The organism is Pontibacter amylolyticus, from assembly GCF_014638845.1.
Lineage (GTDB): Bacteria > Bacteroidota > Bacteroidia > Cytophagales > Hymenobacteraceae > Pontibacter > Pontibacter amylolyticus.
Window position 1 is genome coordinate 532,312 of record NZ_BMFP01000003.1, and the last position, 20,537, is coordinate 552,848.

The 20,537-nt window shown below is 52.2% G+C and carries 16 protein-coding genes and 1 pseudogene; 9 read left to right on the forward strand and 8 right to left on the reverse strand.

The annotated features are described in order from the left end of the window. Positions 1-224: 224 nt before the first annotated feature. From IEV97_RS10415 to mscL, 4 genes are all read left to right on the forward strand, one after another. On the forward strand, positions 225-2,660 hold the full coding sequence (locus IEV97_RS10415) for a TonB-dependent receptor (protein ID WP_188501450.1): 2,436 nt from the start codon (positions 225-227) through the stop codon (positions 2,658-2,660). Between the two features lie 139 nt (positions 2,661-2,799). Then, positions 2,800-3,549 carry a metallophosphoesterase family protein gene (locus IEV97_RS10420; protein ID WP_188501451.1) on the forward strand — a complete coding sequence of 250 codons (750 nt, stop codon included), beginning with the start codon at positions 2,800-2,802 and terminating at the stop codon, positions 3,547-3,549. Between the two features lie 411 nt (positions 3,550-3,960). Next, the gene (locus tag IEV97_RS10425) at positions 3,961-5,550 is read left to right on the forward strand and encodes a SulP family inorganic anion transporter (RefSeq protein ID WP_188501452.1); all 1,590 of its coding nucleotides are present in this window, start codon (positions 3,961-3,963) and stop codon (positions 5,548-5,550) included. A 196-nt stretch (positions 5,551-5,746) separates the two neighbouring features. Then, complete coding sequence (mscL, locus tag IEV97_RS10430; RefSeq protein WP_188501453.1) at positions 5,747-6,175, forward strand: large conductance mechanosensitive channel protein MscL; 429 nt, start codon at positions 5,747-5,749, stop codon at positions 6,173-6,175. A gap of 702 nt (positions 6,176-6,877) precedes the next feature. Here mscL and IEV97_RS10435 read toward each other — a convergent pair. The 3 genes from IEV97_RS10435 to IEV97_RS10445 all read right to left on the reverse strand — a co-directional run bounded on the left by IEV97_RS10435 (position 6,878) and on the right by IEV97_RS10445 (position 8,692). Then, positions 6,878-7,645: a creatininase family protein gene (locus IEV97_RS10435; protein ID WP_188501454.1), complete on the reverse strand. Its 768-nt coding sequence runs from the start codon at positions 7,643-7,645 to the stop codon at positions 6,878-6,880. A 188-nt stretch (positions 7,646-7,833) separates the two neighbouring features. After that, positions 7,834-8,232, reverse strand: coding sequence for a hypothetical protein (locus IEV97_RS10440; protein ID WP_188501455.1), 399 nt, complete (start codon positions 8,230-8,232; stop codon positions 7,834-7,836). Between the two features lie 58 nt (positions 8,233-8,290). Next, positions 8,291-8,692, reverse strand: a complete 402-nt coding sequence (locus IEV97_RS10445) for a hypothetical protein (RefSeq protein ID WP_188501456.1) — start codon at positions 8,690-8,692, stop codon at positions 8,291-8,293. Between the two features lie 261 nt (positions 8,693-8,953). Between IEV97_RS10445 and IEV97_RS10450 the strand changes: the two genes are divergently transcribed. Next, the gene (locus IEV97_RS10450) at positions 8,954-9,361 is read left to right on the forward strand and encodes a hypothetical protein (protein WP_188501457.1); all 408 of its coding nucleotides are present in this window, start codon (positions 8,954-8,956) and stop codon (positions 9,359-9,361) included. A 1,032-nt stretch (positions 9,362-10,393) separates the two neighbouring features. Here IEV97_RS10450 and IEV97_RS10455 read toward each other — a convergent pair. After that, complete coding sequence (locus IEV97_RS10455) at positions 10,394-10,606, reverse strand: hypothetical protein (protein WP_188501458.1); 213 nt, start codon at positions 10,604-10,606, stop codon at positions 10,394-10,396. 30 nt (positions 10,607-10,636) lie between these two features. After that, positions 10,637-10,762: pseudogene (locus IEV97_RS20280) on the reverse strand (DUF7149 domain-containing protein); the annotation flags it as partial. A 407-nt stretch (positions 10,763-11,169) separates the two neighbouring features. On the opposite strand from IEV97_RS20280, the gene IEV97_RS10460 reads away from it, so the two are divergent. From IEV97_RS10460 to IEV97_RS10470, 3 genes are all read left to right on the forward strand, one after another. After that, positions 11,170-12,723: a S8 family serine peptidase gene (locus IEV97_RS10460; protein ID WP_188501459.1), complete on the forward strand. Its 1,554-nt coding sequence runs from the start codon at positions 11,170-11,172 to the stop codon at positions 12,721-12,723. Between the two features lie 294 nt (positions 12,724-13,017). After that, entirely contained in the window at positions 13,018-15,255 is a 2,238-nt protein-coding gene (locus IEV97_RS10465; RefSeq protein ID WP_188501460.1) for a PAS domain-containing sensor histidine kinase, read from the forward strand. After that, entirely contained in the window at positions 15,230-15,628 is a 399-nt protein-coding gene (locus IEV97_RS10470; RefSeq protein ID WP_188501461.1) for a response regulator, read from the forward strand. The genes IEV97_RS10465 and IEV97_RS10470 overlap by 26 nt, the downstream gene beginning before the upstream one ends. Here the strand turns inward: IEV97_RS10470 and IEV97_RS10475 are convergent. The 3 genes from IEV97_RS10475 to IEV97_RS10485 all read right to left on the reverse strand — a co-directional run bounded on the left by IEV97_RS10475 (position 15,625) and on the right by IEV97_RS10485 (position 19,664). After that, a complete protein-coding gene (locus tag IEV97_RS10475) occupies positions 15,625-16,701 on the reverse strand; it encodes a PAS domain-containing sensor histidine kinase (RefSeq protein ID WP_188501462.1) in 1,077 nt (358 codons plus the stop codon). The genes IEV97_RS10470 and IEV97_RS10475 overlap by 4 nt on opposite strands. Positions 16,702-16,969: 268 nt before the next feature. After that, positions 16,970-17,452 carry a hypothetical protein gene (locus IEV97_RS10480; protein ID WP_188501463.1) on the reverse strand — a complete coding sequence of 161 codons (483 nt, stop codon included), beginning with the start codon at positions 17,450-17,452 and terminating at the stop codon, positions 16,970-16,972. A 280-nt stretch (positions 17,453-17,732) separates the two neighbouring features. Next, the gene (locus IEV97_RS10485; RefSeq protein WP_188501464.1) at positions 17,733-19,664 is read right to left on the reverse strand and encodes an ABC-F family ATP-binding cassette domain-containing protein; all 1,932 of its coding nucleotides are present in this window, start codon (positions 19,662-19,664) and stop codon (positions 17,733-17,735) included. Positions 19,665-19,883: 219 nt separating this feature from the next. Between IEV97_RS10485 and IEV97_RS10490 the strand changes: the two genes are divergently transcribed. Beyond that, on the forward strand, positions 19,884-20,435 hold the full coding sequence (locus tag IEV97_RS10490; RefSeq protein WP_188501465.1) for a 2'-5' RNA ligase family protein: 552 nt from the start codon (positions 19,884-19,886) through the stop codon (positions 20,433-20,435). The last annotated feature ends 102 nt before the right edge of the window (positions 20,436-20,537 follow it).

Here is a 20,537-nt window from a genome sequence, read left to right on the forward strand (position 1 = left end):
TTCCGCTCACCATCTATCAGCCTAAGAAAGCTTTGGAAGCGGCTCCTCCACCCCTCCTTTCTCCAAATGCCTTCCGGTTGAACTTCCATTCGTCGGAATTCTGGCGCTGTTGACGGATAATTTCTGATAGTTCATATAATAAACTAAACAGTACCTTGCATTGCAAAGTACTATAGACTAGCTTTGCCACATCCTATTACACTACATGCTAACAAAGTAACACTATGAAAAAGTTATTCTACTTATTCGCTTTCATGTTCATTACCACACTGTCACACAATACCTTAGCCCAAACTGAAGGCTGGCTGAAGGGTAACGTGCTGGACGAAAAAGGAGAAGGCCTGGGATTCGTGAATGTCGCCGTGCTCTCCCCCTCTTCTGATGCAGTCGTGACAGGTGCCATTGCCGAAATGGACGGAACCTTCCGCATCAAAACGCCGGCAAAGGGAAGCTACAAATTGAAGTTAAGCGGTTTGGGCTACCTGCCCATGGTAACGGAGGTCTTTGAAGTGACCGGACCTGACTTCAGCCGCGACTTCGGAAGGCTGCAGCTGAAACCGGACGTTAAAACCCTGAAGGAGGTGACCATCCAGACCATGCGCCCCACCATCACGAACGATGCTGAGAAGATGGTGGTGAGCGTGGAAGGAACCGGACTGGCACAGGGCAGCACGGCCTACGAGGTGCTGGAGAAATCACCGGGCGTGTGGATTGACCAGGATGGCAACATCACCCTGAACGGCAAGCCCGGCGTGCAGGTCATGATCAACGGCAAGCAGTCGTACCTATCCGGCAAGCAGCTGCAGAACCTGCTGCAGGGCATGTCGGCCGAAAACCTGAAGGACCTGGAGATCATCACCAACCCATCCTCCCGCTACGATGCGGAGGGCGCTTCCGGCATCATCAACATCAACCTGAAAAAGAACGAAGCCTTTGGCATGAACGGCAGCGTGTACGCCGGTTACCAGTACAACCGCATGAGCTCCTACAACACAGGCTTCGACCTGAACCACAAGAGCGGCAAGTGGAACACCACGGCTGGCCTGGACTTTGCACGCCGCAGGAACTTCCGCGACATGGAGATGGAGCGTATTTTCAACGATCCGGCCGGCCGCAGCTTCTTCGACCAGGAAGGTATAGAAGAGCGCGAGCGCCTCAACCCGACCCTGCGCCTGGGCACTGATTACGAGATCAACGACCGCCACAGCGTAGGCTTCATGAGCAACCTGTTCTACAACTCCAACGAGGGCATTTTCAACACGGAGTCTGACCTGCGTCGCCCGGTAGCTGCCGATAGCCGCCACATCTCCGCCACCAACGAGCACGAGAGTACCTACCGCAACGGTACCTTTAACCTGCACTACAACGGCAAACTCGACACGGTGGGCACTACCCTTTCGGCTGACGTGGACTATGCCCGCATCAAGGACGAGACCGACTTTGTGTTCAAGAACAGGCAGTATTTGCTGGGCACCAACGAACTGGTAAGCCAGGAGCACCTCACCAGCTTTAACCCCACCGGCTACGACATCCTGGCTGGTAAAGTAGACTTCAGTAAGAAACTGGGCAAAGACGGAAAGCTGGAACTGGGCGCCAAGGCCAGCCATGTGGTGTCCGACAACGAGCTGCTCTTCTACGAGGTAACGGACGGACGTAAGGTGCTGGACCCACGCCGTACCAGCCACTTTGTGTACACCGAGAACATCTATGCCGGCTATGCGAACTACTCTGCTAAACTGAGTGACACCTGGAAAATAATGGGCGGTCTTCGCGCGGAGCATACTTCATCCGAGGGCAACTCCATCACGTTGGAGGATATCAAAAAGCGCAACTACCTGGACCTGTTCCCCAGCCTGTTCCTGCAGCAGAAGGTGAGCGACGACTACCAGGTGAGCTACAAGTACAGCCGCCGCATCAATCGCCCTTACTACGGCCAGCTGAATCCGTTCATCTTCTACCTCGATCCCTATACCTGGTCGCAGGGCAACCCGAACCTGAAACCGCAGTACACCAACTCCTTTGAGATCACGCAGACCCTGAAGGAGCGCTACAACCTGATGGCCGGCTACTCCATCACCACCGACTTCATTGGGGAGATACCGACCTACAACAGCGAGGACAACACCACGGTGTTCGGCCAGCGCAACATCGAGAGCTACAAGAACCTGTATACCACCCTGGTGGCACCTGTAAAGATCTCCGGCAAATGGGAGATGAGCAACACGGCCACCCTGGCTTACCAGCGCTATACCAAAGAAGTGAATGCACAGGACGTTATCAATGACCAGGTGCTGTTCTACGTGCAGTCTAACCAGAGCATCCAGCTGCCCAAGGACGTCCGCCTGGAGCTGAACGCCGGATTCCAGGGACCAGCCGTGTATGGCCTGTACGAGATCAAGAGCCAGTGGTGGCTCGATGCCGGCCTGAAACGCACTTTCATGGACGACCGCCTGACGCTGGCTCTTAACGCAACCGACATCTTTCAAACCCGTGTGCTGAAAGTGAAAACGATGCTGGATGGCAACCTCAACGCCATCGACCAGTACCAGGGCACCCAGAGCATCCGCATCAACCTGCGCTACAATTTCGCCAAGGGCAAAGACTTCGAAGCGAAGAAACGCAACAACAGCCTGGAGGAGATCAACAGAACCGGAAATTAAATTAGATAAATAGTACTTGTTAGCCTACTCAGCCCCCGCACCACCGAGTGCGAAGGCTGTTTCCTTTAAGGACAGGTATAGCCGCCCTATCCTGAAGCGGCCCTGGCACGTAGTATTACATTCAATAAAACGAACTACGATGCAAGACGAGACTATAGAACCTAAGAAACTACGGTTAGCGGCCGTAGGCGACATACATGTGAGTGAGCAGGATACAGGCAAATGGGTTGACTTTTTCAGGCAGGTGTCGGAGGAGGCGGATGTGCTGCTGCTCTGCGGCGACCTGACCGACACGGGCCGCGAAAGCGAGGCCGAGGTGCTGGCCGGAGAACTCAGGTCCTGCTCCATACCGGTGCTGGCCGTGCTGGGTAACCACGACTATGACCACGACCAGGTCAAGAAACTGCGTAAGGTTTTTGTCCAAACCAACCTGCAGCTGCTCGACGGTGACTTCACGGTGATCGAAAATGTGGGCTTTGCCGGCGTGAAAGGGTATGGTGGCGGCTTCGATAGGTATATGCTGGGTATGTTTGGCGAGCAACTCAACAAGGACTTTGTGCAGGAAGCCGTGACCGAGGCTTTGAAGCTGGATGCGGCCCTGTCGCAGCTCGACAGTCAGCAAACTGACATGAAAAAGATCGTGCTGCTGCATTACGCGCCCATTCAGGCTACCGTGGAGGGGGAACCGGAGGCCATCCATGCTTTCCTGGGCTGCTCCCGCCTGGAGGAGCCACTGAACCGGCGCAATGTGCTGGCCACTTTCCATGGGCACGCGCACGTGGGCACGCTCGAGGGCAAAACCAGCACCGGTGTGCAGGTGTTCAATGTGTCGCTGCCCGTGCTACAGAAGTCGGGCTACGAAAGGCCTTACTTTTTGTACGAGGTATAGCGCTATACCTTCATGCCTAAGTTATTGAGATTGGTGCGCGAGCAATCCGCTATATTCTAATTGCACACACCACCGTGTTGCTTAAACTGAAAGCCAGGTATAGAACAGAACGAAGCGGCTGTTCTATACCTGGCTTTTGAATTCGCGCTGAAAAACCGTACTTTTGCACCTCTTTATGCAGCACCTGTCTATCCATAGCACCCCTACTCCCCCTTGACGCAAGCTGGCCTCTGGCCACGTTTTCATAGAGGCCTGCCTATACCTGCCCATCCGGATCAGGTATAGACTTCGGGCACTCTCTATTTTTTATAGCCTTTAACTCGTCGCTCACCTCCGCAGGTGCGACACGGTCGGCTGTATACATCACTTCAGAATAATTATAACATCATACAGTATACTTAATTACAGTACATGCAATCCGATAATTTACCGCTTCAACCAAAAATAAAAGACAGTCTGTTCTCGCACGTAAAGACCGATCTGCCCGCCGGCCTTGTCGTTTTCCTGATTGCCCTGCCGCTCTGCCTTGGCATTTCGCTCGCCTCGGGCGCTCCCCTGTTCTCGGGGATCATCGCAGGTATAGTGGGCGGCATTGTGGTGGGTTTCCTGAGTGGCTCCAAAGTGAACGTGAGCGGACCGGCAGCCTCTGTGGCACTGGTTATTTACATGGCCATCGAATCGCTGGGCTCGTTCCAGATCGTGCTGAGCGCCGTGATCATTGCCGGGGTTTTCCAGATCATACTCGGGTTTCTTCGTGCCGGTACCATCGCCTATTTCTTCCCATCTTCCATGATCAAGGGTATACTGGCGTCCATCGGTCTTATTCTGATCATCAACCAGATTCCGCATGCGTTCGGGTACTCAGGCAAGGCACTGTTTGGCGGCATGGAAGGTGGTTTCAGCGCCAATATTTTTCGCGAAATCGCAGGGATTGTAAACTACATCAGCATTGGGGCGACCGTTATCACGTTCCTATCACTGCTCATCATTTTTGCCTGGGACCAGCCCGCCCTCAAGCGCTATACCTTCTTTAAGTTTGTGCCCTCTGCCCTGATCGCCGTGCTGGCCAGCATTGGCATCAACCAGCTCTTTATCTCCTACTTTCCGGAGCTCGCCCTAAGCGGCGGACGATTGGTGCAGTTGCCGGCGGCTGGTAGTCTGGGGGAGTTCTTCTCGTTTTTCACTTTCCCGGATTTCTCGCAGATCACAAACCCGCAGCTTTGGACGGTAGCGCTGAGCGTCGCCTTTATCGCCTCCCTTGAATCGCTGCTCAGCACAGAGGCTGGTGACAAACTGGACCCTTATAAGCGCAAGTCCTCGACCAACCGCGAACTGAAAGCCCAGGGCATCGGCAACATTGTTTCCGGCATGATTGGTGGCCTGCCGGTTACCGCCGTGATTGTGCGCACCTCGGCCAACGTGTCGTCAGGAGGCCGTACGCCACTCTCCACTATTACCCACGGTACGGTCATGCTCATCTGCGTGATGGCGATTCCGCACCTGCTCAACCTGATCCCGCTGGCCTCGTTGTCGGCTGTGCTGTTTGTGGTAGGTTACAAACTAACGTCCGTCTCCCTGTTCCGACGCATGTGGAAGGCGGGCAAGCGCCAGTTTGTACCTTTCTTTGTGACCGTGGTGGCCGTGATGCTCACCGACCTGATTACGGGTATCGTGATCGGTGGTGCCGTATCAGTGTTCATGATCCTGCGCGATAATTACCGCACTCCGTTTTTCGTGGACCGTGAGGCGCATTACGAAGGCGAGCATATTGAACTGGTACTGGCACAGGAGGTTACCTTCCTCAACAAGGCCAGCATCATGCTAACGCTGGATCACGTAGCCCCGAACTCCACCGTGCGGATAGATGGCTCCCAATCCGTGCACATAGATGACGACGTGCTGGAGATCATTGAAGATTTTAAGGCCACCGCCGCCTACAAAAACATCAAAATGGAAACGATCGGTCTTGACAGGTTCTATGCGCAGCGCCAGCTGAGCTAGTTATGGCCGGCTCCCTGCTCAAGCCTTTCTTAAAAGCCCGTCGCTATACCTGTTACAAGGGACAGCGGCGGGCTTCACTTTTTATAGAAACCAGCAACTATGAAGGTATAGGGCACTTGCTTTATACTTTCAAATGATTATATTTACATATTAAAACCAACAACCCCCTCACTCTAAAACATCAGCGCTTATGGGCATGATAAAAGAATTCAAAGAGTTTGCCATGCGTGGCAACGTAATGGACCTCGCCATTGGTATTATCATTGGTGCAGCGTTCAGCGGATTAGTAAATTCCGTTGTAAATGACTTGTTCATGCCGCTGGTAGGTGCAGCCCTTGGCGACATGGACTTCTCGAACCTGTATGTGCCGCTTGCCGATGCCGTGCCAGAAGGTCTGGCACTGGAGGAAGCGCGCAAACTAGGCGCCGTGTTTGCCTGGGGTAACTTTGTGACGGTGGCGCTTAACTTTCTGATACTGGCCTTCATCATCTTTCTGATCGTGAAAGGAATGAACCGCATGATGCGGAAAAAAGCCGCTGCCCCTGCTGTGCCGCCAGCTCCGACCAAAGAAGAAGTGCTCCTCACCGAAATGCGCGACGCCCTGCGAACCATCGCCGCGAAATAGTATTTCCCCAATTCATAAAAACCATGCTGTACGGGGGCGGACCTGCCTGGGTACAGCATGGTTTTTTGTTTTGGTGGTTGTGACCTCGCGGCGTGCGCAGCTCCCGCGAGTGTTATAGGGTGTCGGCTATACCTATACGCACCATTCTTTGGGATTTGCAAATCCAGATCAGCATGCATTTGGTTCGTAGGGACAGGTCGCGACCTGTCCGAATCTTGCACGAATCGCCAGTTGGGTATATCACGAATCGCATGTTGTAAAAATACAGCACGGTCATTTGCAGTACCGGTCACAAGATGTGCGGACAGGTCGCGACCCGTCCCTACGAGTATGATGTCGCTTTGATATGCTCTTCGGGACATCCATGTCCCAAAGCTTTATCGAGGGCCCTAACCCCACTGCCGGGGATGTCCACATTCCCGGTAGTAGGTCTGCAGGTATAGGGGGATCAGGAAATCCACTATCGATTGCTTTCGGATTGATAAATCCGAAAGAGCCTGTGAACCTGGTTGCCATGGACGGTTTGATTTTGTAGGTATACGGGGACAAGGATGTCCCCTCCAGAAATGCTTCCGGACACGGATGTCCGGAAGAGCGGAAAGATTGGCCCATGCACGAACGACGTTACAGTGTAACGTCGCTACATGTTAACTCCCCAACTCCCAAAATCCTAAATTCTCAAACTCCCAAACTCTCAAACTCCTAAACTCTCTTATACCTGTCTTTCGGGTCGATGGCGGCGAGTTCCTGCAGGAGCTGGGCGATGTTGCGGGTGGTGGCTTCGAAAAAGGCTTTGCCTTTGGCGGGTGTGGCGGCCGCCGGGTTGCCGATGCCGGTGTCGTCGCTCACCTGCGACCACAGGCGCTCTGCCCAGGCCCAGCCTTCGCGTATACCTGTCAGCCTGGACTTGTGCTCTTTGCCCTCCCCCGCTTCGCTGAGCGGCAGTACCAGGTCGGGGCGCAGGTGCTGCATGATGCTGGTTTCCATTTCGTCGGCGTGGTCGCCGGGGCTGTCGAAGAAGGCTTTGCGGTCGGCAGCCAGAAACCAGTTGCAGGTGAGCAGGAACACCTCCGGAAACTTCAGGCCCAGTTCGCGCAGTATCGGTTTAAAGTCGTTGCCGCCGTGGCTGTTGAGAACCAGTAGTTTGCGGATGCCCTGCCGGTTGAGCACCTCTACAATGTCGCGCAGGATGGCCAACTGCGTGCTGGGGTTCAGGTTAATGTCGAGGGTGATGTCGGCCTGGCCGGTGTTCACGCCAAAGGGGATGACCGGAAGCACCGATACCTTCACTCCCGCCTCCCAGGCCAGCCTGGCCGCTTCGGCGGCCACAGCCTCGGCTTCGAAGTTGTCGGTACCGTAGGGCAGGTGGTAGTTGTGGGCTTCGGTGGCGCCCCAGGGCAATATGGCAACCTCCACCTGCTGGTCTTTGATAGCTTTCCAGTTCGATTCGGCAAGAATGTAAGGGCGCATGGGAGTTTAAGAGTTTAAGAGTTTGGGAGTTAAAAATTGCAAAGGCAGAAAGTTAAAAAACTATAGGTTATGAAGTAATTAAGTTGCTGTATTGTAAACGCCTATCCATATACCTGGATTAATTTCAAATGAGTCCTGGCTCCCGAACTCCCACAATCCAAACCTCTCAAACTCCTAAACTCTCAAACTCATAAACTTTCAGTCAGCCAGGCAATGGCCTCGTCTATGTTGTCGAAGCTGCGATAAGCGACAGAACCTACCACCAGCGCGGCAGCGTTAGAGGAAATTGCTTCACGGTCAGCATCTCGGGTGTTCAACTTAGCAAACTTCTGCAGCCGCGTAGTGGCCAGCTGCAGCGCCAGCTGATTGACAACTTTGGCGTACTCCTCCAGCGGCACTGTCACCTTCGACTGACGCGTGTCAGTGAGGATGCGCTTGACGTCGTAGCTGCGTACAGCGTCTATCACCTCGTCAATGATGTAGCTCACCTCCGGCATGGTATAATCATGCATGTTGGGCCATTCCACAAACAGGACATCGTAGGTTGGGTTATAATCTAGCTTCAGGAACTTGTTGGGAATGATCATCTTCAGGTATAAGGTGCCGTTTTTTTAAGTGCGGTGCAAAGGCAGCGCGTCCGGAAAGTCAGGCCAGTAGCCAGTTGCGGGCCTCGCCATAGAACTCAAACTCCATCAAACCGTACTGGAACTGGCTGTAATCGAGGTACCTGAACATGTTCTCGGAGCTGATGCGGGCTGAGATGTCTGTTGACCGGACACGGGCTATTTTCTCCAGGCTCTTCACCTCCTGAAAGAACAGGGGCGCCCACTCTTCTATCGTCCACTTCTGATCCGAGAGACGCACCACCCGAGCCTGTCGATGATCTTCCAGCCAGCGTTTTACTTCGTACTTCCGGAGCGCCTCAATGTATTGTAGCATTGCCTCGCGGTACGCTGCGCTGGCGGCATAGGCCAGCCACGTAACTTCGAGCAGTTTTTCCGCCTCGTAGTAGGCAATGCTTATATAGTCTTTCTTGTATATTATCATTGCAACTCAGTCTATGGGAGCAGGTATAGGCACTTCGAATAGCAGTATACCCGATTCGGGGATGATGCCCCGAACAAGCCTAAACCTAGCTGGTTCGACTAGGGTTTGCAAGAAAGGACTTACAGTTTTAAAATCAAAACCAAGATATGCATTTAGTATATATTTGTGATATTACTCAATTTTTGCTTGGTGGGGCTACTACTGTTTTGTATATTAATGCGCCGTTTCATACCCGATATCCCTAAGCATACTTCCCACATCATGATTCTTTTGCAAAACAGCATACTGCGACTGGAGTACGACCCTGCTACCGACATTTTGCAGGTGCGCTACCCCGATCTGCAGCGCTATCATATGTCAGAGATCAAACACAGTCTGCAGATTATGGTTCAGACGATCCGGAACTACGATGTGCGCAAATTGCTGTTGGATGCCCGCACAACTTCCGTAGAGATTGATGATGAGGAGAACCGGCAGCTTACCATGGAACTGACGGCCATGCTGTCGGCCACGCGGCTGGCTAAAGTAGCACGGCTGCAGCCTTTTGACCCGGAAAACGAGGCGCGCGCCCAGCGCAACATCGAAGAGGCCCGCAAAACGGGGGCTATAGCTTATGAGGTGGCAACCTTTGCGACTCCTGCCGCCGCCCTTGAGTGGCTTAAAGCTTAATACAGGCGCATAAAAAAAGCGGCCCCGGTCGTTCACCCCCGGAGCCGCTTATACTTTCACAAAATGAGCTTTCGCTAAGCTTTCTATATATACGCTCACCTATATTAAAAAGTTGTTATCCTTTTTGAATTTATTTTTTCGAGGCGAAATTAGCGATGTTGCCCTGACCTCGAGGTGTGCGCAGCTCCCGCGAGCGTCTAACAGATCGGCTGATGCTAATCATGTATAGGTATAGAATAGGCGATTGCGAAGATTAAGCTTCTAAAATTTCAGTCTCACGAAAATCGCGATTAAGCTCGTAGGTCATGAAATAATAGTAGAAGGCCGCTTGCAGCTGTTGGGTAAGAGGGCTGGTGCCGGAGAGCAAACCTCCTATCGCTTCTTTGGCTATACCTAACTGCTTGCTCAGGTCATTTCTGGAAAGTTTGTATGCCTTTTTGCTATCCGCTATCCAGAGGTGGTCGATTTCGTCGAACTTAGGTTTGAATGAAAGTACTACATAATGTTTTTTTTACTGGTCTTTTATTGGCGCTAACAAAGCTCCTGCTCTTTTAACAAGCTGCCGCTGACTAAGGATGCAATTATTTTTAAGCTCGGTTTACTCAACCCGAACCTGCAGTACACCTTCTTCCAGGTCAAGTATATCGACCTTTATACCTGTATAGGCCAGCAATTTATCTCAACTGGTTCTGATTTCGTCCTGCACAGACTTCTCGATCGGCAATAGTTCTAGGTTTCTCATTTCTAAATCTAATGTGAGGCTCTCTCCTATGTTCTTTGTAGGGACAGGTCGCGACCTGTCCGAATCGTGCACGGACTTTGACTGCCCGGCTATACCTGATTAATTGCCTGCTGGAACTGCCTGTATCCAAACTGCTTCGTTGGCCGGCCTGTCGCGCGGACAGGTCGCGACCTGTTCCTACGAAGGGTGCTATACCTGAGTGGCTGCCCCCAGACCTCGCGGTGTCTTCAGACCCGCGAGTGTCTCACAATGCTGCGGTGGAAAATCAAGTATAGGTATAGCCACGGCCGTTACGTTAGACACTCGCGGGAGCTGCGCACGCCGCGAGGTACTGGTGCGGCCGCTTCATACTCCTCCCGGGTCATGGCAAAGGCCGGGTCCACGAGGAGCACTTCATCGTAGCTGAGGTCGTAGAGTCGGTATATCTGCAGATCGATCTCCGCAGCCAGCGCTGAGGCGTTCGCGCCCAAACTGCTTTTGATCGTCGGCCCGTTGTGGATCACTAGATCGGTGCGCCCGCTGGTGTTGATGCTTTAGCCGTTGTAAAATACCGCCTTCAGAAAGTCGCGCAAATGGTTTTTGGCGTGCACCTCGGTTTCGTGCGGGTTAATGCTGTCCAGGAGCGTGCAAAGTGCCGCCTCGAAGCGCTCCATGTCGTTTCGGGCCGTTTCTGGCGCAGATAGGCCTAGTTGAGTGCCTGTCGCAGACGGAGGGTGCTGTGCTGCATGTGCTCGGTTTGTTTGCTATTACAAGGGACTTAAGCACAGCCAATATCCATTAGGCTGCTCCATTGCGATTAAAAAAAAAACATGCTATATAGTCATTTATAAATATAATTTAATTAAAAATAATTATAACAATATAAAAGAGGCGCCGTATTGTTATAATCTTATTTTCCATAACAACCTATAAATCATTGGTAAAGTAACAGTTTCGCTGTGGAATCTGCCCTTACAGGGCTTAATGTGGTTCTGCACACGGAATTGTATTGCCAAACAGAGCGGGTCTGTCTGCACAGGTCATCAGGATGGTGTTTTTAACTATTACTAACCATAAAACCTTTAACATGACTAACAAATTCTTTACTCGCAACAACCTGCTCGTTGCAGCGGCTTTTGCCTTTTTAGGCTTAACAGGCTGTAATCCCGAAGAAGACGTGAATCCGGATGGCGTTTTAAGCGCCTCTGAGACAAATGAAGCCGTCGCTGCAGCTGCATCTGGCGTTAAGTACCGTGGCAATCATTACATCGTGCTTTCCAACACCGAAACGCTTCCGGCTGGCCTGGGAAACCAACTGGCCTCTATAAATGGCAGGATGACGAACATATGGTCAGAAGCTGGCGTGGCAACCGTCTATTCCGAAGACCCTGCCTTTCTGGCAAAAGCCTCTAGAATACAGGGTGTGCGTTCTGTTGTGCGCGACCTGGAGATACAATGGATCAAGCCGGATAGCCGGGAGGTCGTTCTACATGAAGAGGTATATGGCAATCCGCCTAACAGCGGCGATAATGATACCCGGTTTGATCTCCAGTGGGGACACGCTGCCATCAAGGCGCCAGCCGCCTGGAACGCTGGTGTGCGTGGCAAGGGTGTAAAGGTAGCAGTCCTGGACTCAGGCTTTGACCTGGACCACCCCGATCTGGCACCAAACATTTTGATGAATGACAGCAAAAGCTTTGTTGTCAATGACAAAAATGAAGACTTGTGGTATGCTTTGGATGATGCTTTTAGCCATGGCACCCACACGGCCGGCACCATTGCTGCGGCTGACAATGCCTATGGTGTGATTGGTGTGGCGCCCGAAGCTAAACTCATACTCGTTAAAGTGCTGAGCGATCATACAGGTTCAGGGGCCTTCTCCTGGATTATGGCTGGTATTGTACACGCGGCAGACAAAGGTGCTGATGTGATCAATATGAGTCTGGGTGCTGCTATACCTCGAAACGGCTGGTTTGTGAATGACAATGGCACGCCAACCAACCCTTCGGACGATTACCTTGAAAAAGGTAGCACCAGTGCGGTACAGGAGCTGCTCATAGCACTTGACCGCACCACCCAGTACGCTAATAAAAAAGGGGTGACCGTCGTAGCGTCTGCCGGCAATGCCGCCAACAACGGAAACAAAGACGGCTCGCTGGTACACGTCCCCTCCGCCTCCTCGCAAGTGATTTCCGTTTCGGCTACAGCCCCCTTTGGCTGGGCATTGAACCCGTACGGCGTGTTCATGGACAACTTTGCCTCCTATTCCAATTACGGCACACCGGACATACACTTTGCAGCCCCAGGTGGTGACTCCAGATTTGCGCGTGAGCCACAGGGATTCCAGCCAGTCAAAATCGGACCAGTCACTCAGGTTGCCTATGCTTTTGACCTGGTATACAGTACAGGAAATACCCGGGTTCCGAATGCCGGTGCGTTCTACTGGTCAGCTGGCACCAGCATGGCCTCTCCGCACGCGGCGGGCGTGGCCGCCCTCATCATCAGCAAAAACGGGGACAAGATGGACCCCGCCCAGGTGCTGGCCAAAATGCGCGACACTGCCGATGACTTAGGAAAACCCGGCCGCGACCCGTACTACGGCTACGGCCGTGTAAATGCCTTGCGTGCTGTAACAGAATAAGTTATACCTGCATTCATAACAAAAGCCGGACTGTGGACAGTCCGGCTTTTGTTATTTGATTACTGTGCAATTTTTATTACACAGTAATCATTACTATAATCCAAATAGGAATTTACTATCCACGACTTAAACTAACTTGGGTATTAAAACAAAATTCGATAAAAGAACCGGAATATAGGATATAAGAAAGCCATTTTTCAACAATTAAAACAATTTAATAAATATTGTTTAACAATTGAACCCATATTGTCTAATTACAATTACATTCAGGAAGTTTTTAGCCAATACACCTCTATGAAGGTAAATTTTACGCAGCCTGAAGCGCTGGCCCTGACGCCAGATTTCTATACCTCAATTGTACGGCACGGATCCGAGCTCATCACTGTGATTAACTGGCAGGGCAACTACCAGTATGTTTCTGACTCGGTCGGCCCCGGGTTGGGGTATGCCCCTGAAGAGCTGCTGGGCACCCATGTACTCGAACTCATCCACCCGGATGATGTGCCCATAATCGGAGATGAGCTTTTGAAGCACACGACCGGCCAAACAAAGCAAATAACGCTTGCACCTTTCCGCTTCAGGGCAAAAAACGGCGACTGGCACTGGCTGAGCTGCGTATCCACCAACATGCTGGACGATCCGCATGTGCGGGGCATTGTCACCAATTCGCGTGATATTACCGCTAAGATGGTGGCGCTGCAGCAGAAAAAAGAAAGCCGGGCTTATTATAAGGCACTCTTCTTCAACAATCCCGATCTCGTATTCACGCTGAGCACAAGCGGTCGGGTCGAAGCCTGCAACGATGCTGTGGTGGACCTGACCGGCTATACCCGCGAGGATTTCCCTGAAAGCCATTTTGCTGATTTCGTGCTGTCAGAGTACCACGCGGCAACATTTGAGGCTTTCCACCAGGCTTTGGCTGGCAAGTCCTGCACGTTTGAGTCCTGCATCAGGCACCGCAATGGTCAGAAGCGCCACTTGTCGGTCACGCTGGTACCCGTGGTGCTGGAAGGCCGTGTGCTCGCTGTACAGTGCATTGCCAAAGACATTACCAACGAAAAAGAAGCCAACCTGCTGGTGAAAGCCCAGTCCCAGAAGTTGCACAACATCCTGGAGGCGATGGTAGAAGGCTTCTTTGCCCTGGACACAGCATGGCGCTACAGCTTCGGCAATACGGTCTTCGCCAATTTCCTGGGCCGCCCCCTCAACGAACTGATGCACCGCCAAATCTGGGAAGAATACCCCTTCCTGGTAGACACCCTTTTTTATCAGAAATGCCTGGAGGTAGACAAGACCAGAAAGCCCGTCCAGTTTGACCAGCGTTTTGATGATCTGAAAGCTGTGCTGCGCTTCACACTGAGTCCCTTTGAGGATGGCATTCTGGTATCGTTTGTAGACATTACGGAGCAGTTAAAAGCGCAGGAAGAGCTCCGCAAGCTCTCGCTGGTGGCCAGCAAAACCACCAACGGTGTGATCATCACCAACAGCCAGCATGAGATAGAATGGGTGAACGAGGCTTTCTGCAACGTGACTGGCTATGCGCTGGAAGAAGTCGTTGGCAAGCGTCCGGGTGACATTCTGATCTCTAATGATACGGATTCGCGTGAACTCACCTGGGTAAGGGAGCAGCTGGCACTGGGCATGCCGATGCGTAAAGAAATGCGCAGCTACCATAAAAATGGCGAGATGGTCTGGGCCGATGTCACTATTTCGCCTGTTGCCAATGAGCGGGGGGAGATCGAAAAGCACGTCTACATCCACACCGATATTACGGAGCGCAAGCTGGAGCAGGAGCAATTGCTCAAAACCACTGAGCACCTGTACCATCAGAACGAGGACCTGCAGCAGTTCAACTACATTGTGTCGCACAACCTGCGCGCGCCTGTGGCCAATCTGGTCGGCCTTTCGACCATGTTGCAGAAGCTGGACCGCAACAGCGGCCGCTTTATGCAGGGCCTGCAAAACCTGGAGACATCCGCCCGTCGGCTCGACGATGTGATCGGTGACCTGAACAAAATACTGGCCGTGCGTTCCACTAACCTGCAGGCTTCCCACGAAATGGTCAGCCTGGTCGAAGTGGCGGCCGAAGTGGCACTGAGCCTGCAGCACCTGCTTACCCCGATCAGCGGGCGTATCGTCCTGAACCTGAAACAGGAGGACCTGCTTTGGGCCAACCGCGCCTACGTTTACAGCATCCTGCACAATCTGATCTCGAACGCGATCAAGTATAAATCCGCACAGCGTGACTTACTTATTGAGTTAAATAGCGTAAGGAAAGAAGACAGTCTGCAACTACATATAAAGGACAATGGCAGTGGCATGGACCTGGAGACAGTACGGCCGCAGCTGTTCCAGCTCTACAAGCGCTTTCATGCAGGACCTGATGGCAAAGGCATAGGGCTATACCTGGTGAAAATGCAAATGAACGCCATTGGGGGAGAGATTGAAGTAGAAAGCAAACCCGAATCAGGTACAACCTTCACCTTACATTTTAAGCAAGCAGCCTATGGTCAGCAAGGTTTACATAATTGACGATGATGACATCAGTGTCTACCTGACCACCATGGTGCTGGAGGAAGCGGGGTTTGCCAAAGAGATATGCACCTATACCTCGGCAGATGATGCGTTGGCTGACCTGTCTTTCACAGTGCCCGCTCCCCTGCCGGAGGTAATCCTGCTCGACCTGAACATGCCTTTTAAAAGTGGCTGGGATTTTCTGGATATTCTGCGTCCCTATGAAGCAACACTGAAAGGAAAACTGGATGTGTTCATCCTGACCTCTTCCATTGCTGTCAGCGACAAGGAGCAGGCACGCAACTATCCGCTTGTGTGCGGGTTTCTGCATAAGCCCCTGGACGAAGAGAGTGTCGCCAGTATAAAGCGCGCGTGTACCCGTCGCACCTAAGCGGCATACATGGGTAGCCTGACCGTAAAGCGTGTGCCTTCCTGATCCCGGCTCTCCACACTGATGGTGCCACCCTGCAGCCGCACCAGTTCATACACAATGGAAAGCCCGAGTCCGCGCGACTCCTCCCCGTTCAGCCCCGGTCTGGAGGCCCCCCGCCGCTCAAAGACTTTGGGTAGCAGGTACGCCGGTATACCGATGCCATTGTCGGTATGCACCATCACAGCCTCTCCCTTTTCCTGATAAGCCCGGATGGTGATCGTGCCGGAGGGAGGAGTGAACTTGATGGAATTGGAAATCAGGTTATTCAGTATCTGCGAGAATTTGATCGGATCCAGTTCCACCATCAAAGGCTCTTCCGGTAGCTGCAGCACAAATTGCTGCTGCACCATCTGGCCTTTCTGGTAAAACTCCACTACATTCCGGATCTGCAGGCTCATATCCAGCCGGGTTTTGTTCACGTATACCTCCGGCGATTGCAGGTGCTCTTCGCTTAGCAGGTCCTGGATAAGGTCTGTACACTGCAGGCAGGCCCTCTCTATGATGTCGGTATAGTGCTCCAGTTCCTGCTTTTTGTCATCTTGAATATCCTGGCGGATCAAGGACGACACACTTTTGACGATGGCCAGCGGCCCCCGCAGGTCATGCACAACCATTTCGAGCGCGCTGTTCTTCCGCTGTCCGAACTCAGTCAGGTAGTTGATAAAATCCCGCTGCTGGGTTACGTTCTCGGCCATACCTGCCACGGATACCACCTGTCGCGCACTATCAAAAATCGGGTAGGCCACGTAGCGGATGTAGCGTTTAAGGCCATTATGTTCAATGCACGCCACCTCGTCCACATGGTCACCCTTCAATACCCTTTGCCAGCAGCGTATCACGGCTGGGCGGTCATCTTCTACTACGGAGTCAAACAGCAGTTGCGGGTTTTCCTGAAGCCGTGATTCCCCCATTTCCCATATCTCACAAAAGGCTGGCGACAAATAGACGAACTTATTTTGTGTGAGGCTATATTGGAATAAGACTTTGGGACTCTGCTGTCCTATCTGGTGTATGACGTCTGATTGGTTCATAGTAAGGTGCTTGTTTGCGCTGTTCTTGATACGGCGCACCGGACAGGATGTTAATGCAGGCGCATTACTTGCACAAATCCCAGCCGGGCTTAAGCTATACCTGGCTTATATTGTCTCACTAGCGCCCGGCCTTAGGAGCTAACAATCCAATACGTTTTGCCGAATTAGCGCACAGCAAAAAGAGGAACAGCACCATGCATGGTTCCGCCTCGCCTATTTGGCGATACCCAGACACAAACCCTGATCGCTTAAAAAGGAGAACCGCCTGTCAGAAAGTAAAGACCAGCGAGGCCCGGTTATAGGCATAGCCAACACGAAGATCTTTATCCGGACGTTTGGCATAGCGCAGCCCCTCGTTGTACACATAGATGGCTTGGTGTCCCCGTTTCATTTTGGCGCCGGCAAAAGGGATGCTGAAAGTCAGCAGGCTTGCCCCCGCCCCGGAGACCAGCCAGTTAGGTTGGTAGCCAGTCAGTTTCCTGCTCATCGGATAGCTTATGAGGAGACCACCTGCATACGTGAGCGCCGTGGCTGGAAATGAATTGCGCTGGCCTTTCTGAAGTTCCTGCCGCGCTTCCGGATGTTGATCCAAAATGTGCAACAGTTGTTTTTTACTGATTTGATTGCCATGCTGGTAGTAGGCAAATCCGAGGCCTTTTTTCTGTACAATAATTTCACCGCCCGCCTGCGCAAAGGCAAAATTAAGCACACTGCTTAAACCAAGCAGTAACAACAGTAGATAAGTTTTCATAGACAAAAGGTGCGTATCGGGAACAAAATAGCAAAATTGCAATTTATATCAAAGTGCAATTTTGCTATACGTATATTTTTGCATTGAAGTACAGGGCATTGAAGTTGCTTTAACATTAAAGATCAGCCTTATACCCAGCGAACAGCACAAAAAAAGCAGCAAACCCATGGCTTGCTGCTTCAATTTTAAATCCCATTACCTGTTCCTAACCGGATTACCTCGGTATTTCAGGTTGTATTTCAAACTTTTTAACTATCTAACTTTTTAACTTTCTAACTTTCTAACTTCTAAGCTGCTCCTCCAACTCCTCGGCCTCCAGCATCATGTTCTCCCACTTCTGGTTGACGGCATCCAGTTCTTTCTGCACCGCTTCAAACTTCTGGGAGGTTTCCTGCAGCAGACTTGGGTTCCCGTATACCTTCGGGTCGGCCAGCTCCGTTTCGTACTGGGCGAGTTCCTTCTCCAGTTGCTGCACCTGCTTTTCCAACTCACTTATCTGCCGGTTTACCTGCTTTAGCTGGTTGTTCAGCGCGTTGAACTCGCTGTTGTCACGTTTCGGCTTCGGTTCGTCTTTCTTAGGAGCTGGCGCAGCTGCGGCTTCACGTTTAGTTTCCTTCTCGCGCTTCTCCTGAAACGTCTCAAATTCGTGGTACGTGCCGGGGTATTCCTTCAGTTGGTAGTCTTCGATGTACCAGATCTTGGTCGCCACATTCTCCACGAAATAGCGGTCGTGCGAGATGATGATGAAGGTGCCCTCGTACTGCTCCAGCGCCTGGATCAGGATGTTGACCGACTGCATGTCCAGGTGGTTGGTAGGTTCATCGAGCATCAGGAAGTTGGCCTCCGAGATCAGCGTTTTGGCCAACGCTACGCGGCTCTTCTCCCCTCCCGACAGCACCTTGATCTTTTTGAACACATCGTCGCCGGTGAAGAGGAAGGAACCCAGCAGCGTGCGCAGCTCTACCTCCGTTTTGCCGGAGCCCGCCTGCTGCAGTTCCTGCAGAATTTCATTTTCCACGTTCAGAGCTTCGAGCTGGTGCTGCGCGTAAAAGGACATGATCACGTTATGCCCCATTTCGCGCTTGCCCTGTATGGGCTCAGTGCCGGCAATGATGCGTAGCAGTGTGGACTTACCCTTGCCGTTGGCACCGATGAGCGCAATTTTGTCGCCCCGTTCGATGTGCACGTTCGTATCCCTAAATATGAGTTTGCTGCCGAAGCTTTTGCTCATGTGCTCCAGCCGGAAGATGTGACGGCCCGGCTGCACATTGAAGCGGAAGCTGAAATTCACTTTCGCAGCCTCTCCTGCCACCTCCTCGATGCGCTCCATGCGCTCAAGCTGCTTCATGCGGCTCTGGGCCTGCTTGGCTTTGGTCGCCTTGGCCTTAAAGCGCTCAATGAAGCGCTCCGTCTGCCTGATCTGGGCCTGCTGGTTTTCGTAAGCGCCTTTCTGTATCTCGTTGCGCAGGGCTTTCTCTTCTACATAGAAGCTGTAATTGCCAGGGTATAGGTTCAGCTTCGCGCCCGACACTTCCACCGTGATGTTGGTGGTTTTGTCCAGGAACTCCCTGTCGTGCGACACGATCACGACGGCACCTTCAAAGCGGTCCAGGTAGGATTCGAGCCACTTAATCGAGGGCAGGTCCAGGTGGTTGGTCGGTTCGTCGAGAAGCAGCAGCGAGGGTTTCTGCAACAGGATCTTGGCCAGCATCACGCGCATGCGCCAGCCACCTGAGAAAGAGGCCAGCGGTTGTTTCAGTTCCTCGGTCGTAAAGCCCAGGCCCTCCAGGATCGACTCGGCCTCGGCCTGCATGGTATAGCCGCCAAGCGCCTCGAACCGTTCCTGCAAAGCCGCTAGCTTGTCCACCAGCTTGTCATGGAAATTATGCTCAAACTCTACCAGCACCTGGTCTATCTCTTTTTGCAAGGAGATGGCCTCATCAAAGGCCTGCATGGCCACCGACAGAATGCTCTCGTGCGTTTCGTAGCTGAGCAGGTCCTGGTTCAGGAAACCGATGGTGGTGTCCCGGCTCATTTGAATACTGCCGCCGTCGGGCTTATATTCACCCACGATGATGCGCAGCAGCGTCGACTTGCCGGTACCGTTGAGGCCGATCAGGGCAATCTTGTCTTTGGGTTTGATGTGCAGGTTGGCATCCTCGTACATGGGGCGGCTGCCAAAATGAAAGCTAAGGTTATTGATAGAAATCATAGATTCGGAAAGCTGAACTGCAAAGGTACTTATTTTGGGAAACATCCCCATCTTAAAGGGCCACAGACCAAAAGTCGCCCCATACGTAAAATGAGACGTTGCCCACCGCAAAAAGCCCTGCACAGGCAAACATTATCACATGTGCCCCGTTCTATAGCTTTATGCTTTTGATAAATGTGTGCGCGAGACGTTGAGAACAGCAATAAAAAATAACCTTTTATGATCGCAGTTACATCCCTGCTCGACCCTTCCCATTCTGCACGTGTCACCGAACTGACTGAGTTACTCGACTCCCAATTCGGACTCAATGAGGTGAAGATGACGCCCTACCCACATCTGACCCTGCTAACGGCCGAGATCCCGGATATGGAAGAGCTGCAGCAATACCTGCAGGAAACCAGCCGCGAGACGGAGCCCTTTACGATCCGTACCACCGGCCTGGGTGTGTTCCCGGGTGAGAAGCCGGTCATCTACATCCCCGTGCTCCGCACCGCCCCGCTCAATCAGTTGCACGACCGTCTGCACCGCGATATATCAGAGATGAGCAGCGAAATGGGCATCTACTACAATCCCAACATGTGGCTCCCTCATATTTCGCTGGCACTTGGTGACACCTCACCCGAAGTGCTAGGACCTGTGCTCACCTTTCTTTTCAATTACAACTTCAACTGGGAGATCACGATCGATAACCTGACCATCCTGCAGAAATGCGGCGATTATTACCTGAAGGAAGACGAGTACAGCTTCGGCCGTAAGGAACTCAGCCTATGATATCCGGGCGTTAATCATTTGCCCATTTCCTTAGAATACTTCTAATATAGCTGGCGCTATACCTGTGTTTTATATAAACAAAGCACAGGTATAGCGGTCTTG